The sequence below is a fragment of the Ensifer sp. 22521 genome, from assembly GCF_052044795.1.
Classification (GTDB): Bacteria; Pseudomonadota; Alphaproteobacteria; order Rhizobiales; family Rhizobiaceae; genus Ensifer.
This window is the reverse complement of the sequence record NZ_JBQENM010000004.1, coordinates 187,613-207,463: the sequence shown is the minus strand read 5'-3', so window position 1 is coordinate 207,463 and position 19,851 is coordinate 187,613. Positions and strand designations below refer to the sequence as shown.

The following is a 19,851-nucleotide window of genomic DNA, read 5'->3' as shown; positions in this document are numbered from 1 at the left end:
GAAAATGCAGACACTGAACAACGCGAAGGCCGGAGGAATCGTTCTCTCGATGGCAAACAGCATCATCGAGAACAGGGCTTATCTCAGCGAAATCGACGGCAAGATCGGTGATGGCGACCACGGCATTAACATGGCGAAAGGCTTCGGTATGGTGGCCGACCGAATTAGAGGCAAAGAGCTATCGCTCGCGAGTGCTCTCGACACGCTTGGTACGGTCCTGATGACCGAGATCGGCGGCTCAATGGGACCGCTCTATGGCGTGATGTTCACCGAATTCGCCGAGCAGATCGATGGTGTTGAAGCTATCGACAACGAGGCCTACAGCCGGATGCTTCATGCCGGACTGGCAGGAATTCAATCCATCGGATCAGCTAAGGTGGGCGACAAGACTCTGCTGGACACCCTAGTTCCCGCCGTCGAGGCTTTCGACCTCGCGACAGCAGACGGAAAGCCCTTCGGCGAAGCGTTGGACGCGCTCGTTGCTGCAGCCGAGACGGGTCGAGATTCCACTCTGAACTTGGTGGCGCGGATCGGCCGCGCCAGTCGCTTGGGCGAACGATCGCTCGGCGTGCTCGATGCCGGCGCGACCTCCTGCGCCATCATCCTCAAAGAGCTCTCAGAAGGTGCGCGCCAGAGGCTCCAATAAGGCAAGTGCGCGCACACATTGTGCCCCCAGACGAAAAACGGCCGGCGCTAGGTGACTAGCCCGGTCGTTTTCCGTCCAGTCGGCGGAAGTTTACAGAGGGGTTGAAACGATCTGTCCAAGTCGGTGAATTAGATTCATCATTGCCCGCCATCCGCGCAGCCGGTTGGCACTCGTATCGGAATCGCTGAGCAAGCTCGATTTTCTTGGGTTACATCGTCAGTGGGATTGCTGAACAAAAAAGGAGCAAGGCTACCCGGTCGCACTGTTGGGGACCTGGCCGATCTGCAGCCGATCAGCCAGCCAGATCCGGACTATCTAGCTTCGCATTTCGCTAAGCACGCTATCGCCTGTCCAAGCCTGCTCCAGCCACTGTTTGAACGCGCTCACCTTATGCGACCTGAGTTTCGACCGAACATAGCACAAGCTGTGGCAGCGGAGGTTGGGACCTGTCATCCCGAAGGGTAGCACGAGGTTACCCTTTTCGATGTCTCTGCGCAGGAGCCGGAAGCTCTCCAGACAGACACCGCGGCTTTCGACGGCTGCCGCGATCGACATGAAAGAGTCTCGAAAACGGGGGCCTCGATTCAGGTCGATCGCGAGGTCGTGGTCCTTGGCCCACTGGTGCCAGCTGTACAACGTTTGCTCCGACTTTATCAGCGTGTGCCCGATCAGGTCGGAAGGTTGTCGTATCTTACGATCTCTTGCAGCGAGGTCGGGTGAACATGCAACGACTATCGTTTCCAGCGGAAACTCATCGACCGCGATCGACCCGAGACGGGGCACGCTGCCATGGGAAATCTCAACGTCCACAGAACCATCATGCAACATCGACTGATCGGTGGACGAAATCAATCTGATCTCGATCGAGGGGTGCCTCTCTTCGAACATCACCAGCCGAGGCATCAACCACAAGGACGCCAAGCTCGGTGAACAGCCAACGCTCAACACGTCGGCACTGTTGCGACGGGAAACTTCACCGGTAGCGTGCTCTATCATCGACAGGGCCTCTGACAGATGACGATGATACTGTTCTCCGGCTTCGGTCAGGGAAACCGCGCGGCCGATGCGATGAAACAATTTCTCGCCGAGGTCTTCCTCCATCAAACGAATTTGATGGCTGATGGCCGAAGGTGTCAGTTGCAGTTGGGCAGCGGCCTCCAGGAACGAGCCCATCCTTCCTGCCGCCACAAATGATTGAATCGCGCGCATCGAAGGAACGGAAGTCATCTCTCCTCCGATCCTGGGCAGGCTCTTCGCCTTCTGCCAGGCTCCGTCATATCGCGGCTACCTTGCGATGTGATGGATGGCCGGTCCCGGACCTGGTCGCTTCCCCTGCAGCGATGCGTTTGATGTCGCCAAGCACTTCTGAGAAGTCGCTGAGCCCGGAAGTTCCGAACCCCATGTAGACCTGTTTGTAGAGCTGATACAGCGTCTCGTAGCGGCCACGGGTCGCCGGGTCAGGTTCAAACCTTCTGTATCCGAGGCACATCGCTGCCTGCGCGCTCTCAATCGATGCATGATCCTTGCTTGCCATACTCGCGAAAATGCTCGATCCGAGGCCTGTCGGAATCCCGTCGGGCACAAGTATCGGCTTGCCGAGTACATTCGCGTAGATCTGGTTCAGAATGGAACTCTTCTGCGGGATACCACCGCCGTTGATGACACGATGAACGGGAACACCATGCTGCTCCATCCGCTCCAGGATGATCCTGGTGTGGAACGCGGTCCCCTCGATCGCGGCGTACAGTTCGTCCTGGGCGGTATGACCGAGGTGCCAGCCGATGGTCATGCCCCCGAGGTCCGAACGCACGAGGACCGTGCGATCACCGTTATCCCACGAGAACCTCATCAACCCCGTCCGCCCGCCCTCAAGCGATTCCAGTCCTTCGGAAAGCTGCGCCACCGAAGTCCCTGCCCTTCGCGCGATTGCGTCGAAGATGTCACCCGTCGCGGAAAGCCCGGCCTCCACCCCAACAAGGTCGGGATGCGCACTCCCAGGAACGACACCGCACACGCCCGGAATGAGTTTGACGCGCTCACTGACGGCGATGATGCACGTGGAGGTGCCTATGACGTTGACGACGTCGCCGAGGCGGCACCCGGCTCCGATTGCATCCCAGTGCGCATCGAACGCTCCCGTCGGCACCGGGATACCTGATAGCAACCCGAGCCGCTCCGCCCAGTACGGGCTAAGTCGTCCGGCGACCTTGGCCGAAGTAAGGTATGAGCCGCCAATCTTCTCTCGCACCCCGTCGAACAACGGATCCACCCGGGAGAGGAACGCCTGCGACGGCAGACCACCCCACTTAGGGTTCCACATCCATTTGTGTCCCATCGCGCAGACACTTCGAACGATTGAGCCGCTATCCGTAACGCCCGTGAGCACAGCCGCAGCCATATCGCAATGCTCCACGGCTGTGGCGAAACGTTCGCGCATATCCGGGTTGTGCCTGAGGAAGTGGAGCAGCTTGGCGAATCCCCATTCATGCGAATAGGTTCCGCCGCACCATTCGATCGCCTCAAGATGGCTTTCCTTCGCCACAGACGTGATCTCTTCGGCTTCGGCCTTTGCCCTATGATCACACCATAGATAGTAGTCCCCCAATGGCTGGAGGTTCCTGTCTACGGGCAAGACCGATGATCCAGTCGTGTCAACCGCCAGGGCGCGTACTTCCGACCCAGTCATGCCGCATTCTCTTAATGCGCCACGGACGGCAATCACGAGCGCTTCCATGTGGTCCGCATGCGCTTGGGTCGCGTGGTCTGGATCGGAGCGGAGCTTCTTGAGCGGATACTCGGCGACGGCCGTTCCAAGTGGTCCCTTCCGGGTGTCCGCCAACGTCACCCGAACGCTAAGCGTTCCAAAATCAACACCTGCTACTACCGACATGGCTGTTCCTACTTTGACCGACCAGGTTGGCCATACGTTGCCAATTGGCCGTGCTTACGCTGGAAGTGGCGCCGCAAAAGCGCGCTCGAGATTTCCGGATCGTCCTTGCTGATCTGTCGCGAATGAAACGCAATCCTCGCAACAGCCTCCAGCATCTCGGCATTGTGAACCGCGTCGGCGGCATCGATACCCCAGCAAAACGGGCCGTGGTCGTTGACGAGGGCGGCCGGTATCGACAGCGGCGGGTTGTTTCCGAAGGCTTCAACGATCACCCTCCCCGTGTTGCGAACGTAGTCAGCGCCAATCTCTTCCTCGGTGAGTTGTCGCGTGACGGGAATCGTACCGTTGAAATAGTCCGCGTGGGTCGTGCCCATCGCCGGAATGCCCTGGCCCGATTGGGCCCACGCAGTCGCGAAAAACGAATGGGTGTGCACGACAGCGCCGATTGACGGAAAGGCCACGTAGAGTTCGAGATGCGTATCCAGGTCTGAAGACGGTCGCAGCGCTCCGTCTACAATGTTTCCATCTAGGTCAGTGATGACGATGTCGGCGACATTCATCGCTTTGTACGACACCCCGCTCGGCTTGATCGCCACTACGCCCTGTTCGCGGTCGATGGCACTGACATTGCCGAAGGTCGAGATCACGAGACCGCTATCGTAAAGTTCGAAGTTCGCGTCGAGAACGGACTTTCGTAGTTCGGAATACTTCACGATCGCCTCCTTAGGACTTTTGACGGCGGTTGAACCGGTCAGCGGCGACGGCGATCAAGATGATGGTTCCGATGACAACCTGGTGCCAAAACGTATTCACGTTGAGCAGGTTGAGAGCGTTGCGGACGACCGCCATCAAGACCGCTCCGACGGCAGTACCGACGAGCGTGGCCCGTCCACCGGAGAGCCCCGTTCCTCCGATAACGACGGCGGCGATGACGTCGAGTTCATATCCCTGTCCCGCTTCCGGCATGGCAGCCTCGAGGCGAGAGGTCAGCAGCACCCCGGCGAATGACGCGAGAACACCGCCAAGGACATACACCGCGATCCTGACCTTGTCGGTGGGTATTCCGACCAAGTGCGCAGCATCGGGATTGCTTCCGATTGAGAGGACGAAGCGACCGAACCGCGTGTAATACATGAGGTAGTAGACAACGGCGAAGACGAGGACTGTGAGGATCACGGGAACGGGAACCCCTGCCAGATAACTCTGGCCGATCGCCCGGAACGAAGGGTCCGAAGCTCCGACAATCGGGATGCCCTGGGTGTAGACCATGACTATTCCGCGGCTGATGACCATGACCGCCATGGTGGCGATAAAATCGCTGATCCCGATCTTGGTGATCAGAATTCCGTTCACGAAGCCGATGACGGCTCCGACCGCGATTCCTGCTGCGCAGGCGATCGTGACAGGATACCCGAGCACGATAAGGTTTGCAGTTGCCAGGCCTGTGAGAGCGAGCGTGGAACCGACTGAGAGGTCGATACCACGCATGCCGATGACAAAGGTCGCGCCAAAGGAGATCACCGCGATCGGCACTGCCTGTCGGAGCACATCCGTCAGATTGCCCACTGTGAAGAAACGCGGTGCGGCGAAGCCGAGCGCTATGAGCAGGACGGCAAACGCGACGAACACGCCGGCGTTGCCACTATTACGGCCAAACTTGAGGGCCGGCCACGTGCGGGTGGCTGCGACGTCAGACATTGTTTCCTCCATGATGATGAAGAGCTTCCGGCGACCTGACGGTGTGCAGGGCGAGCGTCTCTTCTTTCGACGTGGCGGCATCCACCACGGTTGTGATCTTCCCTTCGAACATCACCGCGACACGGTGGCAGAGCCCGAGAAGCTCTGCGTTGTCTGCGGACACGACGATGACTGAGCAGCCTTCCTTCGCGGCCGCGTGAACAAGCGCATAGACTTCGGATTTGGCGCGGACATCGACGCCACGCGTGGGTTCCTCGAGCAGGAGAATCTTGGGTCCTGTGAGAAGCCACCGGGCCAACAGAACCTTTTGCTGATTGCCACCGCTCAGCAAGGTGATCTCAGCGTCGGGGCCGTCGCATTTCACACCAAGTTTCGAGATGTAGCCTGAGGCAACTTCACGTTCCTTGGCCGGGTTGAGTGTCGTTCTTCCGATAGCCCTTAGATTTGCGATCGACAGGTTCCAAGCAACGGATCTCTGCGGGAAGATACCCTCGGTCTTTCGCTCTGCGGGCAGGAAGGCCATCCTCTCCCGGATCGCGTCCACGGGGCCTTTGATCTCAACACTCCGGCCGTCGATCGAAATCTGGCCCGCATCGCAAGGACGTTGGCCAAAGAGCGATCGAAGCAGGGCACTCTTTCCCGACCCCTCAAGACCCGCAATGCCGAAGATTTCTCCCTTGGCGAGGGTGAACGAGATGTCCTCGAACGCCCCTCTCTTCGTCAGACCGCGGACTTCCAACGAAGGTTCGGACTTCGCCGGGACGCGGGGAGGAAACTGCTTTGCGAGAGAGCCACCGATCATCGCACCGACAACTTTGTCGACGTCGAGGCCAGCTGTCGGATGGTCAGCTACCGTATTGCCATCCCGCAGGACCATGACGCGGGTACAGATGCCGAGAAGCTCTTGAATTCGGTGGGAGACGTAGATGATCGCCTTTCCGGCGCTCTGAAGTCTCTCGATCGCGGCGAACAGTTGCTTGCGTTCGGCCTCCTCCAACGCCTCGGTGGGCTCATCCATGATGATGATGTCGGCATTCGTACTGAGAGCCTTCGCGATCTCGATCATCTGCCGATGAGACAGGCTCAGTTCGCGTACGGGACGATCAACTGGAACGTCAACGCCAAGATCCTCCGTGAGAATGCGGCGAGCCTCTTCGCGCATCCGAGCATGGTCCAGCGGAGCGAGGCCGAACCGCCCGCGGGTCAGTTCCCGGCCAGCGAAGACATTCTCGCCCGCGTCGAAATCGGGGAAAAGGCTGAGCTCCTGATAAATAATCGCAATGCCGGCGTCGGCCCCGGCGCGCGGACTGTCGAGCTCAACGACATCGCCGCGAACGGAAATCGTACCCTCGTCGCGGCCATAGGCACCGGCGAGAATCTTCATGAGCGTGCTTTTTCCGGCACCGTTCTCTCCCACTAGCCCCAGGACGTCGCCGGGATTCAGGACAAGGTTGATACCGTTGAGCGCAAGCATGTTACCGAAACGCTTGCTGATGCCCTTCATTTCCAGAAGCGGATTCTGCGTCATCTCGTTCACCCCTTAGGAAGAAGAGGCCCTCCAGGGAGGGCCCCTGGTTGGTCACATCTTCTGCTGGGGGACGTAGACGTAGTCGTCCTGATTGAAAGTTTTGATGTTTTTCGCGTCGTAGGTGGTCGGTGCGATGAAGATCTTCTTAGGAAGCGGATTGCCCTTCATCACGAACTCGTCGACGGCACGGATGATGTTTCGGCCTTCCTCCTTCGCTCCCGTGTCGACGGTCGCAGCAAAGTCACCCGTCAGGATCGCGTCGTTGGCTTCTTTCATGTTTTCGTAGCCGACGATGGCTACCTTTCCGTTCAACCCCTTCGCCTTGAGGGCCTGGAGGCCACCAAGAGCCATCTCATCATAGAGGGCGACGAGCACGTCGATGTCGGGATGGGCAGTGAACATGTTCTCCGTGACCGACAAACCCTGCGCACGAACCCAACCCGCAGGCTGCTGCGCAACGATCTTGAAGTTCGGGTGCTTCGAGATCACCTCGTTGAACCCCTTCATACGCTGGCTGGTGTGTGGGCCCGGCAAACCCTCAAGAATGCCGACGTTCAGTTCCTTGTCGCCATAGGTGTCGACCATCCACTGCGCCTGAGCACGCCCACCGTCGGCCTGGTCGTAGCCGATATCACTGACGTAGTAGGGATTGTCGGCAACCGGCGAGTTGAACAGAAAAACCGGGATGCCGGCTTCAGTCGCGCGTCGAATTGACGGCAGGAGAGCGCCCTCATTGTAGAGTGCGACGGCAATCGCATCGACGCCGTCGTTGATCCAGGCTTCCATTGTCCTGATCTGGTCATCCGTGGCGGACTGGCTGCTCGGAGCCTGGACGAGAAGTTCGATGACTTCGTCGCCCCCACGCTTGTCGATCTCCTCATTCACGCCGGCAAGGACGCGCTGGTAGTACGTGTCCATAGCTGTCGGAAGGAAACCCACCTTGAGCGGGCGACTATCCTTCTTCGCGGGCTTCATCTCTTGGCCCGTCGGTTTGATATCCTTGTCCATCAATATGCCCGGGAATACTGCGTTGTAGTCCGGCTGCTGGGCAAAGGCAGATTGACACGAAATGACCGATGCGATCGCAACGGCGGCTCCGACAAAGGTATGTTTCAGATTTGTCACGGATTCCTCCCTGGTTGTGACAAGACACAGTCCTCCCGTCCGCGGGCGCAGCCCGCGGAGGTATTCGTCAGATCGATGTGGTCAGGAGCTCAGAGGCCAGGCGCGATGGTGAACACCATGCGAATGGGCTTGGAGCCGTAGTTCAGGCACTGATAACTAACGTCCGCCGGTAGGAAGAAAGCCTCTCCATCCCTGATGTGAAACGTCTGGTCACCTTCGGCGATATAGAAGGTTGCGGGACCTTCAAGCACGTAAAAGATTGCATCGCCCTCGTGGCTGTTGGGTTCGCTGGCCCGCGGCCCGACGCCGCCGACAGGGATCACTATCTCGCCTACGTGCATGTAGTCGTTCGACACACACATCTCGATCAGAACCGGATGGTCCTGGCCGAAAATGAGGTTCAACCGATCCTTACGCGCGACCTTGACCAAAGCACCTCTCGAACGCGCTTCTGTTCCGTCGACCGGGTATTGTCCGATTTTTTCGAGGCTCATTTGGAGGCCCTCCGTTCGGACTTGAAGAGGCGCGTTGCGCCATGATAGCCAGTCGGCGGCCCGTTCTCGTCCCAAATCCTGGGCGCAATGCAGAACAAGATGACCGCGGCTTTGTCCGTAAAATTGTAGCCACGGTGCGGCACGCCCATCGGGATCAAGATGGAGTCGCCTGGCCCCATACGTTCCGTATGTCCTGTTTCAGGGTTGAGCAGATGTACCTCGCCCTCTAGGACATAGTAGACCTCGTCGCCCGCATGGATGTCAGCGGGGTCGAAATTGCTACCCGGAGCAAGCTGATAGATGCCGGTCGTCATCTTGTCGGTGCTCGCGAGCAGATAGTTCAGGTCACTCGTATACGGCTTCGTGCCCGTATAGATGAACATCTTGAAGCGATCCGCCGTGAGATGATGCGGTCTTTTCGCGTCGGGCGGGAACGGGAAGTTTCCGAAGTATGCGGGAATGGTCATGGCAGACGCCTCAGGTCCTCAGTTCCGACAGCAGCGCCTTGAGCAGACGCCAGGTGGAGTCGACGGTCGTGTGGTTCAGGCGTTCGCGCGTCGTGTGGACGTCAAACGCTTCCGGCCCGATGGAGAGCATGTCGATGTCCGGCACCTTCTTGCGGAATAGGCCAAGCTCAAGGCTCGAATGAGAAACCTCGACATGCGGTAGTTCGCCGAATTGCCTCTCGTAGGCCGCGCGCCCGGCGGCGAGCATCCGAGAATCCGGGTTGTACGGCCATTCTGGGCAGTCGGCGAACGTTTCAACGGTTGCGCCATTTCCAATGAGTTCTGACAACTCCCGGATTTTGTCCACGATGTTGTACCTGCGCGTGCTGACGGCGCTCGGGATCGTCGACACGATTTCAATGCGGTCCTGGTCGTTGGAAAGCAGGGCCACGGTGTTCGAGCTTTCCACGAGATTGTCGACGACAAGGCTTCGGCTCTGGACGCCATTCGGAAGTAGGTTCATGGCCGAGATCATCGCGCTGGCGATTTCCGGCGCGAACACGGAGCTAGCGTCGTTTTCGGACTCTGTCAGCGTGACCTTGAGGTGAGGATCACTCACCGCGTACTCAGCTGCGATCGCCTTTGTTTCCGCCTCGAGCGCGCCCTTTAATGTTTCCAAGCGAGACGCATCTAGCGAGATCAACGCTTCGGCTTCACCGGGGATTACGTAGCGGTTAACGCCGCCGTTGACCTGGATCACAGAAATCGCGGCTTTCTTCATCGCCAGCCGCAGCACACGGCCGAGGAGTACGATGGCATTCGCGCGCTCAAGGTGGATGTCGAATTCCGAGTGACCGCTGCTCAGTCCAGAAACACGAACCAATGCCGTCTTTTGGCCGGCAGCGCGGTCTTGCCACTTGAGCGGAATTTTGAAACGTGCGGAAATGTCTCCCGCGCATCCGGCGAACAACGACTTGGGGTCGTGCCAGTTCATATCGAGCAGGCGCTTGCCTGTAAGCTTCGAGCCGTCGAAGTGCTGGGCACCGCCCTTTCCGACTTCTTCCTGGACCGTCAACACCACTTCGAGCGGCGGGTGCGGGACGTCGTCTGAGGCGAGCAGAGACATGGCAAACGCCACGCCAACCGTGTTGTCTGCACCGAGCGTCGTTCCCGTGCCGTGAATGAAGTCGCCGACGACGCGCAGCTTGATGCCGTCGTTCCTAAAGTCGTGCTCGACCCCCTCATCGCTTTCGCAAACGATATCCGTATGGCCGTGCAGGATCAGTGTCGGAGCATCTTCATAACCGGAAGTGCCGGGCTTCTTGATCAGCAGGTTCCAGATTTCGTCCTGGTAGACCTCGAGCCCTCTTGCACGGGCGAAGTCGGCGATATGGTCGCTGACCTGCTTCTCGTTGAACGAACCCCGTGGGATAGCGCTCAGCTCCTCGAAAAATCCGAAGAAGATCGCAGGCTCAAAACCGGCCAATACAGCGTTTGCACGCTGAACGTCCGGGGATTTTGCGGAAATATTCACTATAGTTCCTCCAGCTTTAGCGTCGCCCAAAAACTAACCGTTTGCGGAATATGACTATTCCGCAGCACGGACGCTCCTCTACTACGCGTTACATCAATTTTTCAGGCGATCTCCATCCCGATTGCCTCCGGGGTGAAAACATCGTCCGATCGTGTCGATATTTCAAACGTAATATTTGGCGAAATAGGTGAGGAAAATTCATCTGACTGCCAACCCTCACCTCATCGCCTTAGGTTGTTCGCTTCACAGCAAGCAAAGCCACTCCTCGCTTACCGGCGCTATCAACGCGCGGAGAAGCCAACGATAACCGAAAGCTGAGCTCCTTGGCGGGCGATGAATTCTGCTCACCTCCTCAGTGAGCCATGTTCATCATGGAAGGCGCTGCAGCTCGTTGACCTCCTTAATTTATGCATTAATGTATACGGTATCGGATGCATCGATAAGACCATTCGATTGCCGCACTTTGGGAGGAGTCAAATGTCATATCATTTTCGCAAGCCCACACGGGCTTTGGCCTTGGCCACTGCGCTATTGGCAAGCGTCTGCATTACTCATTCAGCCTACGCGATCGACATCAGCCAAAAGATCAGCGAAATCGAAAAGAACCCGGCGCCGGGCCCCAATGGTGAGCCCGCGACGCTTGCCAGCGACCTCAAGCTGACCGCGGAAGAGGTCGAGCAGATCAAGGCTAAGCACGCCAAGGCGGCGATCGTCATGCACTATACGGCCTCCGATTGGGCAAAGGCCCAAATGGCCGGACAGAAGAAGGCGCTTGATGAACTTGGCGTCGAAATCGTGGCGGTGACCGACGCCGGCTACCGCGCGGAGCAGCAGGTTGCCGACATCGAAAGCGTCATGGCCCTCAAGCCTGACATCATGATTAGCGTACCCGCGGAACAGTCAGCCACGGCCGCCGCGTACAAGAAAGCGGCGGCAGCTGGCATCAAGATTGTCTTCCTGGACCAGACTGGCGCCGGCATGCAGGCCGGTAAGGACTATGTCAGCCTGGTCTCATCCGACAACCGTGGCATGGGCAAGGTTGCCGCCCTTCTTATGGCGAAGGCGCTCGAGGGTAAAGGCGAGGTTGGGCTGATCCCGCATGCGTCAGACCTCTTTGCCACCAAGGAGCGCGTTGTCGGGTTCAAGGAGGCTATCAAGGACTTCCCTGACATTAAGGTTGTCGAAGAGAGCGGTGTTGGCGGCCCGAACTTTGCCGGCGAAGCTGAACGGGTAGCATCAGCCATGCTGACAGCCCATCCGACGCTCAATGGCATCTGGGCCGTTTGGGACGTTCCGACCGAAGGCGTCCTGTCTGCAGCCCGTTCTGTCGGCGCGTCGACCGATCTCGTGATCACAACCTGTGACCTCGGAGTAAACATTTCGCTCGATATGGCAAAGAAGGGCTATGTCAAAGGGACCGGATCGCAGCGCCCATACGGCGCCGGGTATGCTGAAGGTATTCTCGCCGGTTACGCTCTGCTCGGCAAGGAAGCGCCCCCATACGTGGTTCTTCCCGCACTTGCCGTGACGCGCGACAACCTCCTTGAGGCATGGCCGCTTTCCAATGGCGATCAAGCTCCCGCCATCCTGACGAGTGCGATGAACTGACCGACACGGGAGACGGCGTGCATCGCCGTTTCCCGCCCTAACGGGATCGGAACACATCATGACCGACATATCAGACACGGAAGCAGTCGCAGCCGTCAGCATGAGCGACATAAAGAAGTCCTACGGAGGGATCCACGCCCTGCGCGGCGTCGACCTAAACGTCAGACCTGGCACCATTCATGCTCTCGTCGGCGAAAACGGTGCTGGCAAGTCTACCCTGCTGAAAATCCTTCAAGGCGTTGTAGCTCCAACCGAAGGTTCAATTAGCGTCTTTGGCGAGCCGGTGACAGTGTGCACTCCGGAGAACGCACGCCGGCTCGGGATCGAGATGATCTTCCAGGATCTCAGCCTCATACCGTCGCTTTCGATTGCGCAGAACATCTTTCTGAACCGCGAGCCCAAACGTCTTTCGGTGCTGGTGGACGAGAGGGAGGAGGCCAACCGGGCAGGTGATATCATCGCCCAACTCAATCTCTACATTGATCCCCGGACGCCCGTGTCCAAGTTAAGTCCGGGCCAGGCGCAGCTCACCGAAATAGCCAAGGCGATCTCGAAGGATGCACGAGTGCTCATCCTGGACGAGCCGACCTCTTCGTTGAGCGCCCAGGAGGTTGACACGCTTTTCGGCATGTTGCGGAAGCTGACGGCTGCAGGCACTGCCATAATCTACGTCTCGCATCGCATGACCGAGATCATGACGATCGCCGACGACATAACCATTCTGCGCGACGGCCAGAACGTCACATCAGGTAAGGTGGCCGACTTTACCTTGGACAGCATCGTGCGACATATGGTCGGCAAGCGTGTGAGCGGATTCGAGTACCGTGCCCGTACGGTGGACAGGACAGTCAGCCCAGCCCTGAGTGTCCGTGGAGTGTCGGGTCCCGGTGGAAAGCCTGACGGCGTCACGTTCGACCTGTTCAAAGGCGAGGTACTGGGCATCGCGGGTCTAATGGGAGCGGGGCGGAGCGAACTCGCGCGAGTTCTCTTCGGCATCGACCGCAAGACCTCAGGCGAAATCGAACTCCATGGAAGCAGGCTCGAACTCTCGGAACCCGCCGACGCAATCAAGGCGGGCATCGTGCTGGTTCCCGAGAGCAGGCATGAAGAAGGGCTCGTCATCGATCACAGCGTCGGGGACAATCTCTCCCTCCCCCAGATCGATATCGTCACCCGAGGAATCCTGATCGATCGCCGCAAGGAAGACGAACTGACGTCGAGCATGATTTCCCGCCTCAGGATCAAGACGCCAACGGCCGAGAACCGTGTGCGCAACCTTTCCGGTGGGAACCAGCAGAAGATCGTCATCGCCAAATGGCTAGCGATCGACCCTTCAGTCGTGATCCTCGACGAACCGACGGCAGGTGTCGACATCGGCTCCAAAGCGGAAATCGTCGATCTGATCCGCAGCATCGCCGACGCCGGAAAGTCGGTCATCGTCATTTCGTCAGAGCCAGCGGAACTGCTCGCCACGAGCGACCGCATTATTGTGCTCAGCAACGGTCGCCTCGCTCGGGAGATCACGCGCGACGAGATCGACAGCTGGGCCACAACTACTGGCGATGAAACGCAATCTATTCTGATCCGCACGGAACTAGGCCTGCAGGTCGCGATACAGAAGGCAAATCACCATGTCCACTGATGGCAAAACCCTAACCGCCGACGCCTCGGCTCACGCCAAAAGCTCCATCCTCGGAAATTGGCGGGACTATGTCGTCTACATCGGTTTCGTCGCGATATTCATCGTCTTCGCAATCGTTCTGCAAGATCGGGGATTCCTGTCGACAAACAACTTGCTCAACATCATCCGTCAGACGGCGATCGTTGCCATAGTCGCGATGGCCATGTCCTTCGTACTATCAGCAGGTGAAATCGACCTCTCGGTCGGCGCTGTCGCGGGCCTGAGTTCGGTTGTGGCGGGCCTTGTTCTCATCCAATACGGCCTGATTCCCGGAATTCTAGCGGGGCTCGCCCTCGGGATGGCGGTAGGTGCCGTCAACGGAGCGCTAACCGCCTATGTCGGCATCCCCTCGTTTCTTGTCACGCTCGGCATGATGGGCATCGCCAGGGGCGTTGGAATGTGGGTTAGCGGAACATCACCCGTTCCGGTCATCGACGAAACATTCATATTTGTCTTTGGGTCCGGCAACATTGGTCCCGTCCCCGTGCTCGTGCTGTGGGTCGCGATCCTGGGAACACTAGCGCATATCGCGCTTCGGAAAACACCGTTCGGCCGCAAGGTGATGTCTGCGGGAGGAAATCCCGTCGCCGCACGCTACAGCGGTATCGATGTCCGGAAGATCAAATTTCAAGTTCTCATCTTGACGGGGGTGGCCGCAGCCATCGCCGGAATGCTCTATGCGGGTCGCCTGCAGTCTGGCCGCTTCCAACTGGGCGAAGGAGACGAGCTTTCGGTGATTGCCGCAGTTGTCCTTGGAGGCACCAGTCTCTTCGGCGGTCGTGGCACAGTAGTCGGCTCTATCGTCGGAGCGTTGTTGATCGGCGTCATCAACAACGGGCTAATCCTCGCGGGCCTTGAATACAGCCAACAACTTATCGCGCGCGGAGCGCTGATCATCCTAGCTGTCGCAGTCGGACGCGGCCGCTAAATTTCCAGATATCCTTTGGAGGAAAAATAATGCGAGTTCTTGTCACTGGCGGCAGCGGAAAACTTGGACGGGCAACCGTCAAGCACCTGATCGAGAGTGGACATGACGTCATAAACGCCGATCATGTCGAGCCTGAACACAACCTCTGCCCGTTCGTGCGTGTCGATTTCGAGGACATGCGCGCGACGCTTGAAGCAATCGCGGGCTTCGATTGGGATCACAACCGGAAGACCGAAGCCGTGGTGCATCTCGCAGCGGTTCCTATGCCTGGAAAAGTGGCCCCGGCTGACGTGTTCAGGATCAATACGATCTCGACCTACAATGTCTTTGAGGCATGCAGGCTGCTCGGCATCAAAAACGTCGTTTGGGCATCCAGCGAGACGCTTCTCGGTATCCCCTACGACATCAAGCCCGAATATTTCCCGGCGGACGAGAGCTTCGAGTCCCGTCCGGAAACTTCTTACTCGCTCTCGAAGCATCTGGGAGAGGAGATGGCCAGGCAGTTCTGCCGCTGGGACAAGGACCTCAAGATCGTCTGCCTACGTTTTTCCAACGTGATGGACGAGAGCGAGTACGCGTCGTTTCCGGATTTCGAAAAGAACCCCGGCAGCAGGCGCTTCAACCTCTGGACCTACATCGACGCACGCGATGGTGCGCAGGCAATCCGGAAATCTCTCGAGTGGTCCGCAACGGGTGCCGAAGTCTTCATCATCGCAAACGAAGACGGCGTGATGACCACGCGCAACACGGTCCTCGTAGAGAAGTTTTATCCGGGTGTGCCATTCAGCAAAAGGGTCGCCGACAACGAGACGTTGCTCTCGATCGAGAAAGCAAAATCCCTTCTGGGATACAAGCCCGAGCACAGCTGGCGTCGATACGCAGGCTCCTAACGCCAACAGATTGTCTGGAGAAAGCGCATGGCCCCTACAGAGAAACTCGAGATCGACGCCGAGGTGAAGGAAGAGACGTTCTCCAAGACCATGACGGCAACCGCCCACCTGCAAATCCGTCAGTTGATCCTCGATAACAAATGGCCGCCGGGCTTCCAGGCGACCGAGCAGGAAGTGGCATCCAGACTAGGAATGAGCCGAACACCTATCAGGGAAGCTTTAATGCGGCTCCAGCAGGACGGTCTGGTTTCCGTCATTCCGCGTCACGGTATGCGCGTCCTTCCGGTGTCGTCGGCCGACATGAAGGAAATCTACGATATCCTCACGTCGCTCGAAAGCACGGCCGCTGAGCTTGCCGCAAGCCGGAACCTTTCCGACCAGCAGCTAGAGGGCCTCGAGAGGGCTACCGCGGACATGGACAAGGCGCTCGACGAGGACGACCTCGAGCGATGGGCGCAGGCTGACGCACGGTTCCACGAACAACTTCTGGAGCTTGGCGGCAACCAAATGCTCAAATCCGTGGTCCTCAACTTCATCGATCGGGCGCACCGAGTCCGCATGCTGACACTCAAAATGCGGCCCAAGCCGGTGAATTCGACCCGCGAGCATGCCCAACTGGTGGAAGCCATTCGGGAGGGTGATCGAGAGAAGGCACGGACCATTCACAAGGCACATCGCGAAAGAGCTGGTCGAGAGTTGCTAGCGCTCCTCGACCACCTCGGCCTCAATCATCTCTGAACAAGGTACAGCCATGACTATCTCGAACCAGTCGCTCACGATCGCAGTCCTTCCCGGAGACGGCATCGGCAAAGAAGTAATGCCCGCATGCATGGACGTCCTTGCGGCTGCGGTCTCCACTGTCGGTGCTGCACCGATGGCCTTCGAGGTCCATAACGCCGGCGCTCAATACTACGCTGAAACTGGAGAAGCACTCCCGACAACAACCCTCGACGCGTGCAAGTCGTCCGATGCGATCCTGTTCGGCGCGATGGGGTGGCCGGATATTCGTTTTCCTGATGGAACAGAGATCATCCCTCAACTGGATCTGCGAATGGAACTCGGGCTATTCGCCGGTGTGCGACCGATCCGCTGGTTTCCGGGGCTTCCAAGGGTACTGACGGACCCCCGCGCCGAAGGCATCGACTTCGTGCTCATCCGCGAACAGACTGAGGGCCTCTTCTACGCCCGTGGCAAAGGCGAGATCATCGACGATGCCGAAGCCTACGACACGATGCAGATTACGCGCGCGGGCACGGAGCGCGTCTCGGAGTTTGCATTTCAATTGGCGGCTCAGCGCAAGCGCCGCGGCAAAGCGGGTATCGTCACCTGCGTCGACAAGGCAAACGTCTTCAGTTCGATGGCCTTCTTCCGCAAGGTTTTCGACGAAGTAGCCGCGCGCCATTCAGGCCTTCAGAAGGACCACGCCTACGTCGACGCTCTCGCGCTGACCATGGTGAAAAAGCCCTGGACACTCGACGTCCTTGTTACCGAAAACATGTTCGGCGACATCCTTTCCGACCTCGCGGCAGGCCTGATCGGTGGCATGGGGATGGCTCCGTCGGCCGACATCGGCGAGAAATACGGTCTCTTCCAGCCAGCTCACGGCACTGCCCCGGACATAGCGGGTAAGGGCTTCGCTAACCCCTGCGCAATGATCCTTTCCGGAGCGATGATGCTCGACTGGCTGGCGACCCGTCACCGTGACGAGAAGCTGGCCGACGCAGCGCGAATGATCGAGGCAGCTGTCGAACACACGCTGTCCACGAAACTGGCCGTTCCGATGGAATATGGCGGCACTGCCAACTGCAGCGAGATGACGAGGTCAGTGATCAGTTCGTTGTCGGCTGTCCGGAAGGAGGTCGCATGACCGGGTACGTTGTCGTGGTCGATTTCCAGATTCGTGACGGATGCATGGGCGGGTTCCTCCCGGCCATGATCGAAAACGCTGCCACGTCGTTGCGCGACGAGCCCGGCTGTTCCGTGTTCGACGTCTGCCAAGACCCAAGGCAGCCAAACCGCGTCTATCTCTATGAGGTCTATCAAGATCGCGTCGCCTTCGATGCTCATCTGGCGAGTCCTCACTTCCAGCGCTTCAACGAGGTATCCGGACCGTGGATCATAGAAAAGAATGTCGAAACCTTTCAGCGCGTCCCCGCATCTGAGGACGGAGGTAACTAATGGCTCAGGAAATCAAGGCGATCGTGTTCGACACTTTTGGGACCGTCGTCGACTGGCGCGGCTCGATCATCAACGATCTCGGTGTCTGGGGTGAGCAGCAGGGCGTCAACGCCGACTGGGCCGAGTTGGTCGATCGCTGGCGCGACCGCTACAATCCGCAGAAGGCGCGCGTCCGGAGCGGTGAGCTTCCCTGGACGAACCTCGACGAGCTTCACCTCGAGGCGTTGAAGGCCGTGTTCGAAGAGATGGGGCTTCCCCTCCTCGACGAAACAAGGATGTTGCACATCAACAAGGTGTGGCATCGGCTCGCCGGTTGGTCGGATGCATCGTCCGGCCTGCATCGACTCAAACGGGAATTTATTATCGGCCCCCTTTCGAATGCCAACGTCGCAATCCTCGTGAACATGGCCAAGCACGCCGATCTGCCGTGGGACAACGTGTTCTCGTGCGAGCTCTTCCGTCACTACAAACCTGACCCGGAGACATATCTCGGCGTGTGCAAGATGCTCTACCTCGAGCCGAAAGCTGTCATGATGTGTGCGGCACACAATTACGATCTTGCCGCGGCGCGGGGCCAGGGTCTCAAGACCGCTTTTATTCCCCGTCCCACCGAATACGGGCCTGGACAGACGACCGATCTGCAGGCCGAACAGGACTGGGACTATGTCGCGAGCGACCTGAACGACCTTGCGGTCCAGCTCGGCTGCTAAAGGAATATGCAAATGCAAACCTACAAGATGTTCATCGACGGCAAGTGGGAGAACTCCTCAACGGGAGAGACCTTCAAAACCCACAACCCTTTCACCGGGAAACCCTGGGCGCTGATACCCAAGGGCGACAAGCAGGATGCCGAACGCGCAGTGGAAGCTGCGCAAAGGGCGTTCACGTCCGGCCCATGGCCAAAACTTACCGCAAGCGACCGGGGGCACCTCCTGAGGAAACTCGGCGATCTGATTGCCGAGAACGCCGAGCGGCTAGCGACGACAGAGACAACGGATAACGGCAAGCTTATCAACGAGATGCTGTTCCAGCTGAAGTATATTCCACAGTGGTATTATTACTTCGGGGGCCTTGCCGACAAGATCGAAGGCGCGGTCATTCCGATCGACAAGCCGGAGACGTTCAACTTCACCCGCAACGAACCACTCGGTGTTTGCGTCGGCATCACGCCTTGGAATTCGCCGCTATTGCTCCTTGCCTACAAGCTTGCGCCTGCGCTCGCGGCCGGAAACACCTTTGTTGCGAAGCCCTCGGAATTCACGTCCGCATCCACGCTTGAGTTCGCCGAGCTTGTAGAGCAGGCCGGGTTCCCGGCCGGGGTCTTCAATGTCGTGACGGGTTTCGGCGCGGATGTCGGTGAGACACTGACAACGCACAGACACGTCGCGAAAATCGCTTTCACGGGTAGCGAGGGGACGGGCCGGAAGATTGGCGAGCTGGCGGCCCGCAATTTCAAAAAGGTTACGCTGGAACTCGGCGGGAAGAGCCCGCATATCGTGTTCGCCGACGCCGAGATCGACAATGCGGTAAATGGTGTTATTTCCGGGATCTTCGCGGCGACGGGTCAGACCTGTATCGCGGGGTCTCGCCTGCTTGTTGAGCGCAAAATCCACGACCAGTTTCTCGAGAAGGTGATCGCCCTGGCAAGGACCGCGCGGATGGGTGATCCCCTGTCGACCGCGACACAGGTCGGCCCGGTTACCACCCCACCTCAGCTCGAGAAAATTCTCGGCTACATCGAGATCGCCAAGGCCGAAGGAGCCGAATGCCTTCTCGGAGGTGGCAGGCCTTCCGCACCTGAATTTGAAAATGGCTGGTTTGTCGAGCCAACGATCTTTGCTGGCGTCCGAAACCATATGCGCATCGCCCAAGAGGAAGTGTTCGGTCCGGTTCTTTCGGTTATTCCGTTCGACACTGAAGAGGAAGCGATCCAAATCGCGAACGACACCAATTACGGCCTGGCCGCGGGATTCTGGACACAGGATATGCGGCGCATGCTGCGCGTTTCTGCCGCCATCCAAGCAGGGACGGTCTGGGTGAACACGTATCGCGCTATCAGCTACATGTCGCCACTCGGTGGATACAAGCACTCAGGCATCGGTCGCGAGAACGGTATGGCTTCGATTCAGAACTATCTACAGACCAAGAGCGTAATGATCTCGACTGCGGAAAGCGTCGCGAACCCCTTCATCATGCGGTGACACG

Annotated in this window: 19 protein-coding genes; 10 read left to right on the top strand and 9 right to left on the bottom strand. The window is 58.5% G+C overall.

The window, feature by feature from the left end; translation table 11 throughout:
- Window positions 1-4 precede the first annotated feature (4 nt).
- The gene (dhaL, locus tag ACTJKE_RS07035) at window positions 5-646 is read left to right on the top strand and encodes a dihydroxyacetone kinase subunit DhaL (protein WP_060520423.1); all 642 of its coding nucleotides are present in this window, start codon (window positions 5-7) and stop codon (window positions 644-646) included.
- Between the two features lie 315 nt (window positions 647-961).
- Here the strand turns inward: dhaL and ACTJKE_RS07030 are convergent, their stop codons facing one another.
- From ACTJKE_RS07030 to ACTJKE_RS06990, 9 genes are all read right to left on the bottom strand, one after another.
- Window positions 962-1,873, bottom strand: coding sequence for a LysR substrate-binding domain-containing protein (locus ACTJKE_RS07030; protein WP_060520424.1), 912 nt, complete (start codon window positions 1,871-1,873; stop codon window positions 962-964).
- 46 nt (window positions 1,874-1,919) lie between these two features.
- A complete protein-coding gene (locus ACTJKE_RS07025; RefSeq protein ID WP_060520425.1) occupies window positions 1,920-3,536 on the bottom strand; it encodes a ribulokinase in 1,617 nt (538 codons plus the stop codon).
- 8 nt (window positions 3,537-3,544) lie between these two features.
- A complete protein-coding gene (araD, locus tag ACTJKE_RS07020) occupies window positions 3,545-4,249 on the bottom strand; it encodes an L-ribulose-5-phosphate 4-epimerase AraD (RefSeq protein WP_060520426.1) in 705 nt (234 codons plus the stop codon).
- Window positions 4,250-4,259: 10 nt separating this feature from the next.
- A complete protein-coding gene (locus ACTJKE_RS07015; protein ID WP_250806544.1) occupies window positions 4,260-5,234 on the bottom strand; it encodes an ABC transporter permease in 975 nt (324 codons plus the stop codon).
- Window positions 5,227-6,762: a sugar ABC transporter ATP-binding protein gene (locus ACTJKE_RS07010; protein ID WP_250806545.1), complete on the bottom strand. Its 1,536-nt coding sequence runs from the start codon at window positions 6,760-6,762 to the stop codon at window positions 5,227-5,229. Before ACTJKE_RS07010 ends, ACTJKE_RS07015 begins: the two co-directional genes overlap by 8 nt.
- 51 nt (window positions 6,763-6,813) lie before the next feature.
- On the bottom strand, window positions 6,814-7,887 hold the full coding sequence (locus ACTJKE_RS07005) for a sugar ABC transporter substrate-binding protein (protein ID WP_250806546.1): 1,074 nt from the start codon (window positions 7,885-7,887) through the stop codon (window positions 6,814-6,816).
- An 89-nt stretch (window positions 7,888-7,976) separates the two neighbouring features.
- Entirely contained in the window at window positions 7,977-8,381 is a 405-nt protein-coding gene (locus ACTJKE_RS07000; RefSeq protein WP_060520428.1) for a cupin domain-containing protein, read from the bottom strand.
- Complete coding sequence (locus ACTJKE_RS06995; protein WP_060520429.1) at window positions 8,378-8,848, bottom strand: cupin domain-containing protein; 471 nt, start codon at window positions 8,846-8,848, stop codon at window positions 8,378-8,380. The genes ACTJKE_RS07000 and ACTJKE_RS06995 overlap by 4 nt, the downstream gene beginning before the upstream one ends.
- A 10-nt stretch (window positions 8,849-8,858) precedes the next feature.
- The gene (locus tag ACTJKE_RS06990; protein WP_060520430.1) at window positions 8,859-10,361 is read right to left on the bottom strand and encodes an aminoacyl-histidine dipeptidase; all 1,503 of its coding nucleotides are present in this window, start codon (window positions 10,359-10,361) and stop codon (window positions 8,859-8,861) included.
- Between the two features lie 477 nt (window positions 10,362-10,838).
- On the opposite strand from ACTJKE_RS06990, the gene ACTJKE_RS06985 reads away from it, so the two are divergent.
- Genes ACTJKE_RS06985 through ACTJKE_RS06945 form a run of 9 tightly spaced genes read left to right on the top strand, consistent with a single transcriptional unit; the run spans window position 10,839 to window position 19,847 of the window.
- Window positions 10,839-11,969 (top strand): substrate-binding domain-containing protein, encoded by a 1,131-nt coding sequence (locus ACTJKE_RS06985; protein WP_060520431.1) that lies wholly within the window; start codon window positions 10,839-10,841, stop codon window positions 11,967-11,969.
- Window positions 11,970-12,027: 58 nt separating this feature from the next.
- Window positions 12,028-13,611, top strand: a complete 1,584-nt coding sequence (locus tag ACTJKE_RS06980) for a sugar ABC transporter ATP-binding protein (RefSeq protein WP_060520432.1) — start codon at window positions 12,028-12,030, stop codon at window positions 13,609-13,611.
- Window positions 13,601-14,578, top strand: coding sequence for an ABC transporter permease (locus ACTJKE_RS06975; protein ID WP_060520433.1), 978 nt, complete (start codon window positions 13,601-13,603; stop codon window positions 14,576-14,578). Before ACTJKE_RS06980 ends, ACTJKE_RS06975 begins: the two co-directional genes overlap by 11 nt.
- A gap of 29 nt (window positions 14,579-14,607) precedes the next feature.
- Window positions 14,608-15,468 (top strand): NAD-dependent epimerase/dehydratase family protein, encoded by an 861-nt coding sequence (locus ACTJKE_RS06970; protein WP_060520434.1) that lies wholly within the window; start codon window positions 14,608-14,610, stop codon window positions 15,466-15,468.
- Window positions 15,469-15,495: 27 nt separating this feature from the next.
- Complete coding sequence (locus ACTJKE_RS06965; RefSeq protein WP_060520435.1) at window positions 15,496-16,206, top strand: GntR family transcriptional regulator; 711 nt, start codon at window positions 15,496-15,498, stop codon at window positions 16,204-16,206.
- Window positions 16,207-16,219: 13 nt separating this feature from the next.
- Window positions 16,220-17,335: an isocitrate/isopropylmalate dehydrogenase family protein gene (locus tag ACTJKE_RS06960; protein ID WP_250806548.1), complete on the top strand. Its 1,116-nt coding sequence runs from the start codon at window positions 16,220-16,222 to the stop codon at window positions 17,333-17,335.
- Complete coding sequence (locus tag ACTJKE_RS06955) at window positions 17,332-17,646, top strand: putative quinol monooxygenase (RefSeq protein ID WP_250806549.1); 315 nt, start codon at window positions 17,332-17,334, stop codon at window positions 17,644-17,646. Before ACTJKE_RS06960 ends, ACTJKE_RS06955 begins: the two co-directional genes overlap by 4 nt.
- Window positions 17,646-18,356 (top strand): haloacid dehalogenase type II, encoded by a 711-nt coding sequence (locus tag ACTJKE_RS06950; protein WP_250806550.1) that lies wholly within the window; start codon window positions 17,646-17,648, stop codon window positions 18,354-18,356. The genes ACTJKE_RS06955 and ACTJKE_RS06950 overlap by 1 nt, the downstream gene beginning before the upstream one ends.
- Window positions 18,357-18,368: 12 nt before the next feature.
- Window positions 18,369-19,847 carry an aldehyde dehydrogenase gene (locus ACTJKE_RS06945; RefSeq protein ID WP_250806551.1) on the top strand — a complete coding sequence of 493 codons (1,479 nt, stop codon included), beginning with the start codon at window positions 18,369-18,371 and terminating at the stop codon, window positions 19,845-19,847.
- Window positions 19,848-19,851 lie beyond the last annotated feature (4 nt).

What these genes read in the sequence shown, in the direction of transcription:
- ACTJKE_RS06945 (WP_250806551.1), top strand. Translation starts at nt 18,369, where the DNA reads ATGCAAACCTACAAGATGTTCATCGACGGCAAGTGGGAGAACTCCTCA.
- ACTJKE_RS06995 (WP_060520429.1), bottom strand. Translation starts at nt 8,848, where the DNA reads ATGACCATTCCCGCATACTTCGGAAACTTCCCGTTCCCGCCCGACGCG.
- ACTJKE_RS07030 (WP_060520424.1), bottom strand. Translation starts at nt 1,873, where the DNA reads ATGACTTCCGTTCCTTCGATGCGCGCGATTCAATCATTTGTGGCGGCA.
- ACTJKE_RS06975 (WP_060520433.1), top strand. Translation starts at nt 13,601, where the DNA reads ATGTCCACTGATGGCAAAACCCTAACCGCCGACGCCTCGGCTCACGCC.
- ACTJKE_RS06960 (WP_250806548.1), top strand. Translation starts at nt 16,220, where the DNA reads ATGACTATCTCGAACCAGTCGCTCACGATCGCAGTCCTTCCCGGAGAC.
- ACTJKE_RS06980 (WP_060520432.1), top strand. Translation starts at nt 12,028, where the DNA reads ATGACCGACATATCAGACACGGAAGCAGTCGCAGCCGTCAGCATGAGC.
- ACTJKE_RS07015 (WP_250806544.1), bottom strand. Translation starts at nt 5,234, where the DNA reads ATGTCTGACGTCGCAGCCACCCGCACGTGGCCGGCCCTCAAGTTTGGC.
- ACTJKE_RS06950 (WP_250806550.1), top strand. Translation starts at nt 17,646, where the DNA reads ATGGCTCAGGAAATCAAGGCGATCGTGTTCGACACTTTTGGGACCGTC.
- ACTJKE_RS07000 (WP_060520428.1), bottom strand. Translation starts at nt 8,381, where the DNA reads ATGAGCCTCGAAAAAATCGGACAATACCCGGTCGACGGAACAGAAGCG.
- ACTJKE_RS06965 (WP_060520435.1), top strand. Translation starts at nt 15,496, where the DNA reads ATGGCCCCTACAGAGAAACTCGAGATCGACGCCGAGGTGAAGGAAGAG.
- ACTJKE_RS07010 (WP_250806545.1), bottom strand. Translation starts at nt 6,762, where the DNA reads ATGACGCAGAATCCGCTTCTGGAAATGAAGGGCATCAGCAAGCGTTTC.
- ACTJKE_RS07025 (WP_060520425.1), bottom strand. Translation starts at nt 3,536, where the DNA reads ATGTCGGTAGTAGCAGGTGTTGATTTTGGAACGCTTAGCGTTCGGGTG.
- ACTJKE_RS06955 (WP_250806549.1), top strand. Translation starts at nt 17,332, where the DNA reads ATGACCGGGTACGTTGTCGTGGTCGATTTCCAGATTCGTGACGGATGC.
- dhaL (WP_060520423.1), top strand. Translation starts at nt 5, where the DNA reads ATGCAGACACTGAACAACGCGAAGGCCGGAGGAATCGTTCTCTCGATG.
- ACTJKE_RS06970 (WP_060520434.1), top strand. Translation starts at nt 14,608, where the DNA reads ATGCGAGTTCTTGTCACTGGCGGCAGCGGAAAACTTGGACGGGCAACC.
- ACTJKE_RS06985 (WP_060520431.1), top strand. Translation starts at nt 10,839, where the DNA reads ATGTCATATCATTTTCGCAAGCCCACACGGGCTTTGGCCTTGGCCACT.